Genomic DNA, 14,486 nt, shown 5'->3' on the forward strand with positions numbered 1-14,486 from the left:
CGCCTGCTCCACAGCCACATCGGCAGTTAAATTCTGTTGCGTTGAAGTTGGCGTAATTGTTCCAGTTGATTACTCGTTGCATATAACAAATCTCCTTTCTTCGTGCAAATTATGCACGATGTGTTAAAGCAAACGCCTTACTTTCAGGCGTTTGTCAAATTGTTATTCGTTGTTTGTTTGAAAGAAGCAGGAGCGAATGCCCCTGCCTGTTTGAATGTTTTATTAGTCGCTGTCTTTCATTTTGTTTACAAAAACCAAGACTGCTACACCCAAAAGCGACATTCCGCCGCCCATAATTAACATCGTTTCCATTACTTACCCCCTTTCAGAAGTATCCCGATAATAAAAAGCACACCCGCAAAAATAACACCTGTAAATATTTGCAACGTATCAAAATCAGTTCCGAATGTGCCACCGATAACACCCCCCGCAAAAGCGGCAACGCTGATACTTAAAAAATAACCGCCTGCCGCTTCCTTTGTTTTCGCTTTGTCCAACTTCATAGAAATATCTCCTCTTCTATGTTAAAATACTTTTTATCCACTTTCAAACGCAAGTCCCTCGCGCTTTTTTGTATTTGTCCATTAATTTTTTGCAACGGTTCCAATAATAATTAGTATTGGGACACACATAACTTTTGTTGTAATCGCTGTGTCCATAAATGCCTGCCCAATAGATAGAAGCGTTTCCTTCCCAAAACCATTTATAATAAGGCGTATAGTCTTCTTGCAAAAGTTCTATATATTCGCGCCATTTAACGTTTTTTCTTTTATTAACTCTTCCCATAAATACCACCTTTCTCGTGCCAAACGACACGATGTGTTAAAAGCAAACGCCTTACTTTCAGGCGTTTGTTTTCTGTTTGTTTTCTGTTTGTTTTCTGTTTGTTTTCTGTTTGTTTTCTGTTTGTTTGAAAGAAGCAGGAGCGAATGCCCCTGCCTGTTTTGTTGTTAAGCGGCTAACTTTGCCGCTTCTTCTCGTTTCTTTATTCGGTCGTCCGCTATCATTGCGCCGATACCTACAAGCAAAACAGCCGCCGCCGTTCCACCACCCATAATCAACATCGTTTCCATTATTTACCCCCTTTCAGTTTTAAGAAACAACCTAAAAGTAAAAAGATAAGCATAAGAGCAAATCCGATACAGGCATTCCGAAAATCTTGACCAGCTCCCAAAGTGTTAAATACCACACCACCAATAAATGCACCACCTAACATAACATTGCACGCTGACGCCAAATGCTCTAATAAACCTTTCATAGACCTTTCCTTTCCCTCTACCGTAAAATACTTTCTTTACCACTAATCGCGCAAGTCTTCTATCGCTTTTATCTTAATCTTGTCAAAGAACTGCGTTTTGTAGCCGCGCCCGCCGTCCCATTATGTAGGGAACTATTATATATAACACCAATACCTAATTCTCATCATCACCACTCGCACACTATCGATTAGAATACGCATACATACGATACTATCGCCTCTGCTACTTTTTACGTATTCCGCGCATACGCGCTCGCCTCGACTGCCAGTCTGTTCCCGCCCTCGCTACGTTGAGACACGAATATGTTCTTTTATTGCGGCGAGGAAACGCGGCAGGTCAAGACCGATTACTTCTTCTTGAATTATCTCTGTGCGCAGCATTTTTGATAGTTCGTGAATGACTTCGTTCTTTGGATTTGTAGAGAAGTCGTTTATACTGCGAGTGCAAGCCGAGCCGTTATATGAGTAGTCGGTTATATATACGGAACGGTGTCCAACTTGTTTTTTAATTCCCTCAATAGTGTGTCCGTTAAATTGCGCCGCTTGAATGTAGGCTGTGCGAAGCGACTTAAATGAGAAATTAAAGTCGGCGTCCTTGTTGGCTTTACGATAGGCGCGCCAATGACGGGCTATAAGAACGGCGATTACTTTGGGAGACACACTGTTGGCGGGGTTTTCGGATGATGGGAATACGTGTTCGTATTTTGCGCTTATATTTCTTGCCTCTGCAATTACGGAAAGTGCGTTATCGTCAAGTGATACTTTGCGTGGGTTGCGCTCTTTTGTGTTTTGCAGGTGTAGCCAGTTTGTTTTTATGTCTGTCCATTTAAGAGTGCATATTTCATTAACGCGCATTCCTGTGTAATATGCAAGCAGTGCTATCAGGCGCACGTTTGTTTCTTCACTTTTTCTTTTGAGGAAGAAAACGAGGAAGTTCTCGATTACGGCGTGATTTGCTATGACGGGCTTGTGTTCGTCTATGCGTTTGCGTTTCATTGCTTGTTTCATTGACGGAGGCAAGACGCGTTTGTAGAATGGGTTGTCTTTCTCTTCGATAAGCCCGATATTTACGGAGTGAGTATATGCCGCTTTTATTAAGCACCACTTTGTGTAAAGTGTTTCGGCGGCGTATTTCTTTTCGAGGTTGTTGTTTATTCCGTCCATATACCAAGCGCAGAAGTTTTGCCAAGTGGTTGGCTTGTCTGCGAAGTATAGTAAGAATGAGCGAAAATAGTATTTTCTGTCTTTGCCTTGCTTTAGGCAGTCTGCTAAGTAGCGGTCGATTATTGTTTCAAGCATATTGTGCTTTCCTTTCTGCGCGTTTGCGCTCTCTGTATTTACGTTGATATTCTAAGTATTCTGCGTGGCGACGTTGATTGTGTTTCGTTTGTTTGTCGATTATGTGCTGTGGCGTTTTATTGCTTTTCAATTGTGTTAGCTCGCCAAATATATTAGGCAGTTTTTCTAATGTGCTTTCAAGTTTTTGCGCTTCTTCTTTTGGCACACTAAGCACTTTGCAGGCGTTCAAGAGAAAATCTTTAACGTTGTCTGTTTCCAATTGATTGTAAAGTGTTTGGCACTTATCGGCGTTGCTCTTTATTACGCTGACTTTTGTTGCGTAAATATACGGGTCGCGGTTTGGCTCTATTATGAGTTTTCCGACAACCTCGATGTCGTCTAATGGGTAAAACTCATTGCGTATAAAATATTTATTTATACGCAGAAAGCATTTTGCCGTTGTGCCGTAGATGTGTCGGCTGTGTAGTATATATTAAACGACACAAACTTTGTTCCTGTGCGCGACTGCGATACTTTGATTGAGTTGCGGCAAACTGTGCCGCTCAGTTTTATTTCGTTCATTTAACCCTCCTACTGAAACTTGTGAGATGTTTTAACTAATACAAAAACTATTGCGGCAAGAATTCCTGAACCGACGATAAACGAAAGCAAATCGAATAGTAAAGTTATTGCGGTCATTCATTTACTCCTTTGTTTTGTTTTTGAACAAAGAATAACTTACAAGCCCCACAAACAAACAAGCTACCAGACCGAACTTGCTTATTGTGGAATTCGCGATTGACTAATACATCACTTCCGCATTTTGCGCATTCTAAAATCCCGAAAACCATAAAACCACCTTTCATAAAGTTTATTTTTTCTCTTCGCCGAAATATCGACAGATTGCTTCGTATGCTTCTGTGTGAGAATAGCAAACCGCCCACCTATACAAACGAAGAGTATCTTCACTCGTAAATCTCAACGCCGTTCTTGTCTTTTAAGTCCGTGTATTGCCCAATGGTTTCGGGCAGAATTTTAATCTACAACGGCGAATATTCGCCGTTGTAGATGCCGAAATTGTCCCAAATCTTATGTAAATACCCAATATGCATACTGCCACTTTCGTCTTTCCCGCGAAATTTAACCTCTCTCATTACCCCTCCCTCCAACAGCCGCTCCGCCGCGCTCACAAGAAAAACCGCTATCTATGCGAGACGCTTCTCTTCGTTCCGCTACGCAGGATACGCTACTTAAATTAAAAAGTTTTTTCTTGTGAGCGCGGCTTCGCCGTTGTAGGCTCGCTTGCGCTTCGCTCTTTTGTTGGTATTGTGCGTTAATAATTACCACAACTTGCGCAATGCCTATCGGCTCGCTGACGCGGGCTACTATCGCGCTTTGCGGCTTCTTTTGTTGTTTTTCCATTAAATCCTCCTTGTTTTATTAAAAATGTTAATTTTGTTCTTTTTTGTAAAATCCTCTTGTTTAGAGGGTTTTATCGGAAAAGTGTTAAAAACAGTTAGTATTTTCCGTTGAATATTTAAAACAAAACAAGGATAAAAATGAAAACAAGCGATTTTTTTTACGACCTACCGCAGGAACTAATTGCCGACCGCCCGCTCGAAAAACGGGACGAAGCGCGACTTATGCACATAAAAAAAGAAACGGGCGAGATTTCGCACAATAAATTTTATGAAATTGTCGATATTTTAGACAAAGGCGATGTCTTGGTTTTTAACGACACCAAAGTTTTGCAATGCCGCCTTTTTGCACAAAAAACGGACACTAAGGCAAGAATTGAGTTTCTTTTTCTGAATATTTTGAACGATTTTACCGCCGAAGTTATTGCAAAACCTGCAAAACGCTTAAAAATCGGCACAAAACTGTCGCTCGAAAAAAACGAAACGATTGAATTTGAAGTTATTGACGAAGCGGAAGACGACGGCATTAAAACCGTGAAATTCTCGCAAAACATTTACGAAATCCTCGACGATTACGGCGAAATTCCTCTCCCCCACTATATGAACCGCCGCGCCGACGAACAAGACAACGACGACTATCAAACGGTTTACGCCAAAGAGGCGGGATCGGTAGCCGCGCCCACGGCAGGGCTTCATTTTACGGAGGAATTGCTCGAAAAACTTAAAGCAAAAGGCATAAAACTGCTTTTTATCACGCTAAAGGTCGGAATAGGGACTTTTAAGCCTGTAAAAACCGACAATCCGCTCGAACACAATATGCACTCCGAAGAATATTACGTCTCAAAAGATACCGCCGCCGCGCTTAACGAGGCGCTTGAAGCGAAAAAGCGAATTGTCGCCGTCGGCACAACTGTTGTTAGGACTTTGGAAAGCGCGTGTGTGGACGGAAAAATAAAAAGCGGCAATAATTCAACCAATATTATGATTATTCCGCCATACAAATTTAAGGCGGTTTCGGCATTGATTACCAATTTTCACCTGCCCGAGTCCACGCTTATGTTTTTGATTTCGGCGTTTTACGAGAGAGAAAAAATCCTCGCCGCGTACAAAACCGCGGTTGATGAGCGATACAGATTTTTCAGCTACGGCGACGCAATGTTTATGGAATAACGGCAAATGAAAAACCTGCTTTACTTCTTTCGGATAATCCGCTTAAAAAACGCGCTTATGGCGGCAGTCGGAATAGCAATCGGTTGGCTTTACTGCAATAGCAATTTAGCGATAAGCGATTTGATTTTCAGGGTCTTGGCAGGATTTTTCGCGCTTGGATACGGCAATATCATCAACGATATTAAGGACGTAAAAACCGACAAAATATCTCACCCCGACCGTTTGCTTCCGTCAAATAAGATAAGTTTAAGAACTGCTGTAATCTTCGCGGTTATCTGCGTTATTTTTTCGATAGTTGCGGGCTTTTTATCGTCTCCGATAATAGGAATTGCTACGATTATTCCGCTTTTGCTTCTTACCTTATACTCGCTCTTTCTGAAAGCAACGCCTTTTGCGGGGAATTTGCTTGTTGCGGCTCTTACGGCATACACGCTTATTTTTGGCGGGTTGGGCGAAAATCTTGAGAAAATACTCTATCCTGCAATCCTTGCGTTTTTGGCGAATTTCGCTCGTGAGATTGTAAAAGACTTAGCTGACGAAGAGGGCGACAAGGCGGCGGGATTACGCACTACTTCAAGTATTCCTTTAAGTTATGTGAAGGTAGTTATCTTCCTGCAATTTATAGCGTTTGCTACGATTGCTCCGCTCCCGTTTTTGTTTGGATTTTTGGGAGCGACTTATATCTTAATAACTGCTTCTTTTGTTGCGCCGTTGCATTTTTTGTATCTTAAATATTTCGGGAAAACGGAATACAAAAAGGCGGCGGACGTGCTTAAAGTTCAGATGCTCGTCGGGCTTTTTGCCGTTGTCGCGGATTATTTTTTTAAGCTATGAATAGTCAAAATCTCTGAAAATTTATGTTTTTTGTCTTAATGTAGCTTTTCTATTTGAAAATATAGTATTTTATTGCCGAATGAGTTGCATTTAACCCAAAAAAACAGGAAATTTATGACTAGTCGTTCAGCGGGAATTTTTTTACATATTACAGCGCTTCCCGGCAAATTCGGAGTAGGCGATATGGGTGCGGAGGCGAAGAAATTTATCGACTTACTTTCGCAAAACAGCGTTAAAATTTGGCAAATTTGTCCGACGGGACCTATTGCTTTCGGGAATTCGCCTTACAGTTCGCCAAGCGCTTTCGCGGGAAATCAAATTTTAATATCCGTTGAAACACTGAAAAATTGGGGATATCTGCAGGAAAGCGATGTTCCTAAAACCACAAAATACTCTGAAAATTCAGTGGAATTCGACAAAGTGTTTAAAGACAAAGACAAGATTTTCAGAAAGGCGTTTGAAAAATTTACGCCAAATCAGGAATACATTAATTTTTGCAGAGACGAAAATTCTTGGCTTGAGCCGTATGTGTTATTTTTGTCGCTTTCCAAAAAATTCGGCACGCCTCGCTGGTGTAATTGGGATAAAAATTACGCGAAATACGACAAAGCGACCCTCGAAAAATATGCAAAAGAGAACGAAAAAGAGCTGAATTACTACCGTTTTATACAGTTTATTTTCCAATCGCAGTGGTTTGATATGAAAAAATACGCCGCAGATAAAGGCGTGCGCATTTTTGGCGACATCCCCTATTACGTATCATACGAAAGCAGCGACGTTTGGGCAAACCAAGACATTTTTGAACTAAACACAAAAGGCGAAATGGCAAGAGTGGGAGGAGTGCCTCCCGATTATTTCAGCGAAGACGGACAACTTTGGGGAACGCCGCTTTATCGTTGGAAAAAAATCAAGGCGACAGGCTACGATTGGTGGGTAAAAAGAATGAAGCGCTCGTTTTTCTATAACGATATGGTGCGAATTGACCACTTCCGCGCGTTCGAGTCGTTCTGGGCGATAGACGGCAAGGCGACAACGGCAAAGGTTGGCGTTTGGGAAAAAGGACCGGGCGACGACTTTTTTGCGAATATCTACAAAAACATAGACGGAATTGAACTTATCGCCGAGGATTTGGGCATAATAACCGACGAGGTAAACAAACTTCGCGACAGCCAAAATCTCTGCGGAATGAAGATTTTCCAATTCGCATTCGACGGCAATCCCGACAATTATTACTTGCCTTACAACTGCAACCGCCAAAGCGTTATGTATTCGGGAACGCACGACAACGATACGGTTTTGGGGTGGTATTCCAACCTCGACGAGCAAACAAAAGAGCGCGTAAAAAATTATATCCAAGCAAAAAACGACGACGAGGTATCGGGCAAAATAATAAGAGAAGTATTGGCGGCGCGTTCGGTTTACGCGGTTTTGCAATTACCCGATTTGTTGGGGCTTGGAAGCGAGGCAAGATTTAACGTTCCCGGAACAGTGAACGACAAAAACTGGGCGTGGCGCTTTAAATGGAGCGATGTAAACAAGAAAACAATGGATGATTTGAAAAAAATGATACAAATTTACGGCAGGGCTTAATTTACACTGCCGCAAAACAAACTTTTAAGAAGAGGAGTTTTTTATGAGTGATGTAGAAATTTTGGCAAAAGCACAAGCCTACGTGCAAAAGGAAAAGCACCCGACATTTCGCGGTGAAGTGGAAAAATTGATTGCAGAAAAGAACTTGGAAGAACTTTCAGACAGATTTTTTAAGGACTTGGAATTTGGAACAGGCGGTCTTCGCGGCGTAATCGGCGGCGGATATAATCGTCTAAATTCTTATACCATTCAAAAAGCAACGCAAGGCTTGGCGACTTACATAGTAAATCAGAAAATCGAAAATCCATCGGCGGTTATCGCTTACGACAGCAGAAATTACTCGGATTTGTTCGCGCTCGAAGCCGCAAAAGTGCTTGCAGGCAACGGAATTAAAACGTACTTATTCTCGTCGCTTCGCCCAACGCCCGAACTTTCTTTTGCCGTGCGCGAGCTTAAAACAACCACGGGAATTGTAGTAACGGCTTCGCACAATCCGCCCAAATACAACGGCTACAAAGTGTATTGGAGCGACGGTTGCCAAGTAACGCCTCCGCACGACGACGCGATTGTCGCCTTGGCAAATTCGGTGGAAGAAATTAAAGCAATCGACGAAAACGAAGCTTTCAAAAACGGTTCAATCGTAAAAATCGACGAAGAAATCGATAAAAAATACATTGATATGGTGAAAAACCTCTGCATTCGCCCGCAACTCATAAGAGAAAAAGGAAAAGACGTAAAAGTTGTTTTCACTCCTCTTCACGGAGCGGGAGCAATGCCTGTTGAGCGCGCGTTAAAAGAAATGGGAATTGACGTAATTTGGGTAGAACAGCAAAAAGCGCCCGACGGCAATTTCTCAACCGTAAAAAAACCCAATCCCGAAGAAAAAGAAGCATTGCAATTATCGCTTGATTTGGGCAAAAAAGTGGGCGCAGACCTAATTCTTGCAACCGACCCCGACGCAGACCGCTTGGGAATTGCAGTTCCCGACGAAAACGGCGAATTCGTGCTTATTACGGGAAATCAGTTGGGCGCGCTTCTCTCGGATTACATTTTCTCATCGAAAAAAGCGCTCGGAACACTGCCTAAAAAGCCTGCGTTTATAAAAACAATTGTGACAACGAACTTTCAAAGAAAAATCGCCGAACATTACGGAGCGGCTTGCTTTGACGTCCTTACGGGCTTTAAGTATATCGGCGAAAAAATCCGCGAATTTGAAACAGGCAACGACGGCTACGAATACTTGTTCGGCGGCGAAGAAAGCTACGGCTATTTAATAGGAACGCACGTTCGCGACAAAGACGCGGTAAGCGCGGCGGTAATGACTGCCGAAATGACTCTTTTCCACAGAAGCGAGGGACGTTCTCTTTTGCAACAGCTCAATAAATTGTGGGCGCAATTCGGATATTTCCAAGAAACGCTCATAAATCTTGACTTTGAAGGACAAGCCGGAATTGCAAAAATGGCGGGAATTATGAAAGGCTTGCGTGAAAAAATCCCTGCCGAAATCAACGGAATTAAAGTCGCCGAAGTAAAAGATTATCAGTCGTCGGAAGTAAAATCGCCCGACGGCGCGGTAAAAGCAAAAATAGACCTGCCGAAATCCAACGTTTTGCAGTTTATTCTTGCGGACGAAACGATAATTACGGCAAGACCGTCGGGAACCGAGCCGAAAATCAAGTTTTACGCTTCTACTTTTGCTGAAAACGAAGCAAAAGCAAAGGCGAAAGCCGCGAGTTTCGACAAAGCAATCAGGGATTTGGTGTCGTAAAAATGGATATTAACGCGGAGAAAAATGTGCTGAAAATCCAACATTTGCTTGGTTTAAAAGGCGTTTGCAAAGAGGATATTATTAAAATATTGGATACGGCGGATAATTATTACGAAATTCTGAACAGCGAAAACAAAATTACCGATTCGCTTAAAGGAAAAACCGTCGTGAACTTATTTTATGAAAATTCTACGCGCACGCGCATTTCTTTTGAACTCGCGCAAAAAAGGCTTTCGGCAAATCCGCTTAATTTCTCGGTTTCGGGAAGTTCGGTAAGCAAGGGCGAAACGCTCAAAGACACCGTGCAAAACATAGAAGCGATGAACATCGATATGATAGTTGTGCGGCATTCTGCGAGCGGCGTTCCCGAATTTTTGACAAAATTTTCAAAGGCGACCATAATAAACGCGGGCGACGGATTTAACGAACACCCGACCCAAGCGCTTTTGGACATAATGACAATCCGTCAAAAACTCGGGCGATTGGAAGGCGTAAATGTCGCGATAATCGGCGATATTCTTCACAGCCGCGTTGCCCGAAGCAATGTTTGGGGAATGAAGACTTTGGGAATGAACGTAATTTTGTGCGGACCTTCAACTTTTCTGCCGCAACATCCTGAATTGCTTGGAGTTAAGACAACCACCGACGTAAACGAAGCAATAGAAAACGCCGACGCGGTAATGCTCTTGCGCCTGCAACTTGAGCGGCAAGACACCGGACTTTTTCCGTCTGTTCGCGAGTATCGACAGCTGTTTGGACTTGACGTGGAAAAAATGAAAAAAATGAAAGAAAACGCAATAATTATGCACCCCGGTCCAATAAACAGAAGCGTAGAAATCGCTTCGGAAGTAGCGGACTGCGGCAGAAGCGTGATACTGGATCAAGTAACCTGCGGAGTAGCTACAAGAATGGCTGTGCTTTCGCTTTTAGGTAATAAAGAGGGTAAATAAAAATGAAATGTAAAATTAACGCAACAGAAACAGATATTACATCTAAAACCGTCGGTGATTTGCTTAGAGAAAGAGACATATTATTTGATACGGTCGTAATAGAATACAACGGTGAAATACTAAAAAGAGTGAATTTTGACGAAAAAGTGATAAACGACGGCGATAATATAGAAATTTTAAGTTTTGTCGGAGGCGGATAATGGAAGATATATTGGAACTTGCGGGCAAAAAATTCTCATCTCGACTTTTGACGGGCTCGGGAAAATACCGCGACGAAAAAATGATAAAAGATATTTTGGAAGCGGCAAATTGCGACATAATCACGGTCGCGTTAAGGCGCGTGGATTTCAGCAAAAAAGACCATTCGATAATATCGTATATTCCTGAGAACAAACAACTTATGCCTAATACTTCGGGCGCGCGAACTGCCGAAGAAGCAGTAAAAATAGCTCGTCTTTCACGCGAAATGGGATATGGCAACTGGATTAAAATTGAGGTAATTAAGGATACAAAGTACTTGCTTCCCGATAATTTGGACACATTAAAAGCAACCGAAATTTTGGCGGCTGAAGGTTTCGCGGTTTTCGCCTATATGCAACCCGATTTGGCTATGGGTCGGCGAATGGCGGCGGCGGGCGCGGCGGCGGTAATGCCTTTGGGCGCGCCTATCGGCTCAAACAAAGGATTGCAAACACGCGACACCATTCGCATAATGATAGAAGAAATATCCGCGCCGATAATTGTTGACGCAGGTATCGGAAAACCATCGCAGGCTTGCGAAGCAATGGAAATGGGCGCGGCGGCAGTGCTTTTGAACACGGCGATTGCTGCAAGCGACAATCCCGTGCTGATGGCGCAAGCGTTCAAAAACGCGGTCGAAGCAGGGCGGCAAGGATTTTTGGCAGGTTTTGCAGGTGAAACAAGCGCAACGGCTTCCTCTCCCCTGACGGGCTTTTTAGATTAGGGAGAAATAAAAATGGCATTCAGAAAAAAAGCGTCTCTTTTTTATTCCGTTCGCATAGCGGCAATTGCGGCTATCGGCGGTTTTTTATTCGGGTTCGACATATCTGTAATAAACGGAGCGGTCGGCGCCATACAGAATAAATTCGCGGCGGGAGCGTGGCAAACGGGATTTTCTGTGTCCGTAGTTCTTATAGGCGCGGCAATCGGCGCTTTTTTGGGCGGACGGATGTCAGATTTTATCGGGCGCGTAAAATGTATGAAATGGGCGGCTTTTCTGTTTTTTTGCGGGTCGCTCGGAGCAGGAGCGGCAAGCGGATTTTATGATTTTATCTGGTGGCGTTTTGTAGCGGGATTTGCCATCGGAGGCGCAAACATCGTTATCCCCCGATACATCGCCGAAACCGCGCCAAGCCAATACAGAGGACGTTTGGGAACTTTCCAGCAACTCGCCATAGTTTCGGGAATTTTAGCGGCAAGCATAATCGATAATTTCTTTATAGGAAAAATAATAAGCATTCCACAAACGCTTTGGCTTGACTTTGACGCTTGGAACTGGCTGTTTTGGATAAAGGCTATTCCCGCTGTTGTCTATGGTGTGCTTCTTTTTACTTTGCCCGAAAGCCCACACTTTTTGATGGCGAAAAACAAAGTTAAAGAAGCTTTTGACGTACTTGCGCGAACGGTGCGTGAAGAAAAAATTCACACAAAACTCGATGAAATAAAAAAATCTATTGTTGTAGAAAGCAGGTCTCATTTAGCAGACCTTATAGGAAAAAATGACAGAGGTAAAACGCGATTTTATCCTGTTATTTTAGCAGGTGTTGCGATTGCCGCCTTGCAACAGCTGGTAGGAATTAACGTTATATTTTACTACGGAAACACGCTCTGGCAGTCAATAGGATTTGGACAAGAACACTCTACCGCTCTCACGCTTTTTACAAGTACAATCAATGTATTGGCAACCATTGTCGCCGTTTTTCTTATAGATAAAGTAGGCAGAAAACCTTTGCTTCTCACAGGAAGTGCAGGAATGTTCGCCTCGCTTCTTGCTATGGCGATAATTTTTGCTCAAGCGCCGATTGACAACAATCTAAATCCCGTTTTAAGCGGACCTTTGGCTTACGCGGCGGTGATTTTGGCTAATCTTTTCATAGTATTTTTCGCAATAACTTGGGGACCAGTCCTTTGGGTAATGCTTGGCGAAATGTTTAACAACAAAATTCGAGGCGTTGCTTTGGCGGCGGCAGGACTTGCTCAATGGCTTTCAAATTTTCTTGTTTCGACAACATTTCCACCGCTCGCGCAAAACCTCGGGCTTGGCGGAGTTTACGGAATTTACGCCTTTGTTGCGGCATTCAGCTTCTTTTTTGTTCTTAATAAAGTAAAGGAAACCGCAGGTATAGAACTTGAAGATATGTAATAAAAAAAAAGCCCCGTCATAATTGAAGGGGCTTTTTTTTGTATAATTATATACAAAATCTTTACTATTCAAAATACGAAGCGCAGTTTCCCGTTGTTTCCCAAACATCTATTCTGTAAACACAAACGCTTTCGCTCTCGTTTTTTAAGGACTTTGCAAGTTCATCGTAAATATACTTTGCAATGTTTTCAGAGGACGGATTTATATCGATAAAAATCAAATTCAAATCCGTATGGTCGAGCTTTTCTACAACCGCTTTAAGATGTTTCTTCAGTATTTTAAAGTCGATTGCCAAGCCGATTTTGTTAAGTTTTTCGGCGCGAACTACAGCTTTCACCTGCCAATTATGTCCGTGAAGATTTTCACAAGAACCGCAATATTCGCGCAAATGGTGAGCGGCGGCAAAATTTATCTCGGTTGAAACTTCAAACATTTACTTATCTCCTTTTTCTAGTTTTTTGTGTGTGAATTTTCTTCTGTTTTCCGAAAAATCGGCTACAATGTCGCCGTTTCCGAATAATTTGTATTTGTAAATCAGTAATCCATCGAGCCCGACAGGACCGCGTGAGTGGATTTTCCCTGTGCTTACTCCCACTTCCGCTCCAAAGCCGAAGCGATAACCGTCGGAGAAACGCGAAGAGCAATTATGAAAAACGCAGGCGCTATCCACCAAACTCATAAACGTTTTCACATTTTCGTTGTTTTCGCTGACAATAACATCGGTGTGTCCGCTTCCGTATTTGTTTATGTGCTCAATCGCCTCGTCTAAGTTTTTAACTACCTTTATTGATAAAATATAATCCAAATATTCTGTTGCCCAATCTTCGTCGGTGGCAAGTTTTATATCGGAAATTATTGCTCGCGCTTTTTCGTCGCCGCGTATTTCTACGCCTTTTTCTTTTAATTTTTCGCATACGAGCGGAAAAAACTTTTCGGCTATATTTTGATGCACAAGCAGAGTTTCGAGCGCATTACAAACAGATACATATTGTGTTTTCGAATCGACGGTAATTTTTATCGCCTTTTCGATTTCGGCGCTTTCGTCAATATACAAATGGCAAATTCCGTCGCTATGTCCTGTCACAGGAATATTGGTATTGTCCATAATGTACTTTACAAACTCATTTGAACCGCGAGGTATCAGCAAATCAATATAATCGGATAGTTTCAACATTTCAGAAACATCATCGCGAGTTTCCGCCAAAACCGCCCAACCTTCCGGCGTTTCTGCTTGCAAACTTGCGTTATAAATTATATTAAAAAGAATTTTATTCGTGCTCTTCGCTTCACTTCCGCCTTTGAGTATTACCGCATTTCCGCTTTTTAAGCAAAGCGTTGCGATTTGCACCAAAGCATCGGGGCGACTTTCAAAAATTACGCCGATTACACCTATCGGACAACTTACGCGATACAAATCCAAGCCATCTGCAAGTTCCGTTGAAAGAAGCGTTTTGCCAACAGGGTCTTGAAGTTTTATAAGTTGCTCTATTCCTGAAATCACATCGTTAAGTTTGTTTTCATCGAATTTCAGGCGCTTAATAATCGGGTCGGACAAATTATCTTTTTGGGCATTTTGAATATCAAGCTCATTCGCCTTAAAAATTTCTTCTTTATGGTTTTTTAGACTATCGACAATTTTTTTTAATGCGTTATTTTTTACTTCACTTTCTATTGCCGACAAAATTATTCCGGCTCGTTTCGCATTTTTGGCGCTCTCAATAATAGACATTTTCTCTCCTTTTTTTACAATTTTGCGATTAAAATACTATTTGGGCGCGCCCGCACGGCACTGTCAAAACCAAAAATCTACAAATTTACCCTTGACTTTTTATGTTGG

Annotated in this window: 18 protein-coding genes; 9 read left to right on the forward strand and 9 right to left on the reverse strand. The window is 42.4% G+C overall.

All coding sequences use genetic code 11. The annotated features are described in order from the left end of the window. Nucleotides 1–311: 311 nt before the first annotated feature. The 6 genes from FWE23_06700 to FWE23_06725 all read right to left on the reverse strand — a co-directional run bounded on the left by FWE23_06700 (nt 312) and on the right by FWE23_06725 (nt 3,118). Complete coding sequence (locus FWE23_06700; GenBank protein MCL2845123.1) at nt 312–503, reverse strand: hypothetical protein; 192 nt, start codon at nt 501–503, stop codon at nt 312–314. A 43-nt stretch (nt 504–546) separates the two neighbouring features. Further along, a complete protein-coding gene (locus tag FWE23_06705) occupies nt 547–786 on the reverse strand; it encodes a hypothetical protein (protein MCL2845124.1) in 240 nt (79 codons plus the stop codon). Nucleotides 787–1,072: 286 nt separating this feature from the next. Then, nucleotides 1,073–1,258 (reverse strand): hypothetical protein, encoded by a 186-nt coding sequence (locus tag FWE23_06710; GenBank protein MCL2845125.1) that lies wholly within the window; start codon nt 1,256–1,258, stop codon nt 1,073–1,075. Nucleotides 1,259–1,543: 285 nt separating this feature from the next. Then, nucleotides 1,544–2,557, reverse strand: a complete 1,014-nt coding sequence (locus tag FWE23_06715) for a tyrosine-type recombinase/integrase (protein ID MCL2845126.1) — start codon at nt 2,555–2,557, stop codon at nt 1,544–1,546. Further along, nucleotides 2,550–2,762, reverse strand: a complete 213-nt coding sequence (locus FWE23_06720) for a hypothetical protein (protein ID MCL2845127.1) — start codon at nt 2,760–2,762, stop codon at nt 2,550–2,552. The genes FWE23_06715 and FWE23_06720 overlap by 8 nt, the downstream gene beginning before the upstream one ends. Before the next feature lie 209 nt (nt 2,763–2,971). After that, nucleotides 2,972–3,118 (reverse strand): hypothetical protein, encoded by a 147-nt coding sequence (locus tag FWE23_06725; protein ID MCL2845128.1) that lies wholly within the window; start codon nt 3,116–3,118, stop codon nt 2,972–2,974. A 216-nt stretch (nt 3,119–3,334) separates the two neighbouring features. On the opposite strand from FWE23_06725, the gene FWE23_06730 reads away from it, so the two are divergent. Continuing rightward, entirely contained in the window at nt 3,335–3,511 is a 177-nt protein-coding gene (locus FWE23_06730) for a hypothetical protein (GenBank protein MCL2845129.1), read from the forward strand. Between the two features lie 165 nt (nt 3,512–3,676). On the opposite strand, the gene FWE23_06735 is transcribed toward FWE23_06730, so the two are convergent. Further along, the gene (locus FWE23_06735) at nt 3,677–3,958 is read right to left on the reverse strand and encodes a hypothetical protein (GenBank protein ID MCL2845130.1); all 282 of its coding nucleotides are present in this window, start codon (nt 3,956–3,958) and stop codon (nt 3,677–3,679) included. A 137-nt stretch (nt 3,959–4,095) separates the two neighbouring features. Between FWE23_06735 and queA the strand changes: the two genes are divergently transcribed. The 8 genes from queA to FWE23_06775 all read left to right on the forward strand — a co-directional run bounded on the left by queA (nt 4,096) and on the right by FWE23_06775 (nt 12,649). Continuing rightward, nucleotides 4,096–5,124, forward strand: a complete 1,029-nt coding sequence (gene queA / locus FWE23_06740) for a tRNA preQ1(34) S-adenosylmethionine ribosyltransferase-isomerase QueA (protein ID MCL2845131.1) — start codon at nt 4,096–4,098, stop codon at nt 5,122–5,124. Between the two features lie 6 nt (nt 5,125–5,130). Further along, complete coding sequence (locus tag FWE23_06745; protein ID MCL2845132.1) at nt 5,131–5,958, forward strand: geranylgeranylglycerol-phosphate geranylgeranyltransferase; 828 nt, start codon at nt 5,131–5,133, stop codon at nt 5,956–5,958. Nucleotides 5,959–6,072: 114 nt separating this feature from the next. Further along, nucleotides 6,073–7,548 (forward strand): 4-alpha-glucanotransferase, encoded by a 1,476-nt coding sequence (gene malQ / locus FWE23_06750; GenBank protein ID MCL2845133.1) that lies wholly within the window; start codon nt 6,073–6,075, stop codon nt 7,546–7,548. A 43-nt stretch (nt 7,549–7,591) separates the two neighbouring features. Continuing rightward, a complete protein-coding gene (locus FWE23_06755) occupies nt 7,592–9,316 on the forward strand; it encodes a phospho-sugar mutase (protein ID MCL2845134.1) in 1,725 nt (574 codons plus the stop codon). A 2-nt stretch (nt 9,317–9,318) separates the two neighbouring features. After that, nucleotides 9,319–10,266, forward strand: coding sequence for an aspartate carbamoyltransferase catalytic subunit (locus tag FWE23_06760; GenBank protein ID MCL2845135.1), 948 nt, complete (start codon nt 9,319–9,321; stop codon nt 10,264–10,266). 2 nt (nt 10,267–10,268) lie between these two features. Next, nucleotides 10,269–10,466: a sulfur carrier protein ThiS gene (gene thiS, locus FWE23_06765; GenBank protein MCL2845136.1), complete on the forward strand. Its 198-nt coding sequence runs from the start codon at nt 10,269–10,271 to the stop codon at nt 10,464–10,466. Then, nucleotides 10,466–11,230 (forward strand): thiazole synthase, encoded by a 765-nt coding sequence (locus tag FWE23_06770; protein MCL2845137.1) that lies wholly within the window; start codon nt 10,466–10,468, stop codon nt 11,228–11,230. The genes thiS and FWE23_06770 overlap by 1 nt, the downstream gene beginning before the upstream one ends. A gap of 12 nt (nt 11,231–11,242) precedes the next feature. Further along, nucleotides 11,243–12,649 carry a sugar porter family MFS transporter gene (locus tag FWE23_06775; protein MCL2845138.1) on the forward strand — a complete coding sequence of 469 codons (1,407 nt, stop codon included), beginning with the start codon at nt 11,243–11,245 and terminating at the stop codon, nt 12,647–12,649. Between the two features lie 64 nt (nt 12,650–12,713). Here the strand turns inward: FWE23_06775 and queD are convergent, their stop codons facing one another. Then, nucleotides 12,714–13,082, reverse strand: a complete 369-nt coding sequence (queD, locus tag FWE23_06780; protein ID MCL2845139.1) for a 6-carboxytetrahydropterin synthase QueD — start codon at nt 13,080–13,082, stop codon at nt 12,714–12,716. Continuing rightward, complete coding sequence (locus FWE23_06785) at nt 13,083–14,378, reverse strand: glutamate-5-semialdehyde dehydrogenase (protein MCL2845140.1); 1,296 nt, start codon at nt 14,376–14,378, stop codon at nt 13,083–13,085. Between the last annotated feature and the right edge of the window lie 108 nt (nt 14,379–14,486).

This window comes from Chitinivibrionia bacterium (assembly GCA_009779925.1).
Taxonomy (GTDB): domain Bacteria; phylum Fibrobacterota; class Chitinivibrionia; order Chitinivibrionales; family Chitinivibrionaceae; genus WRFX01.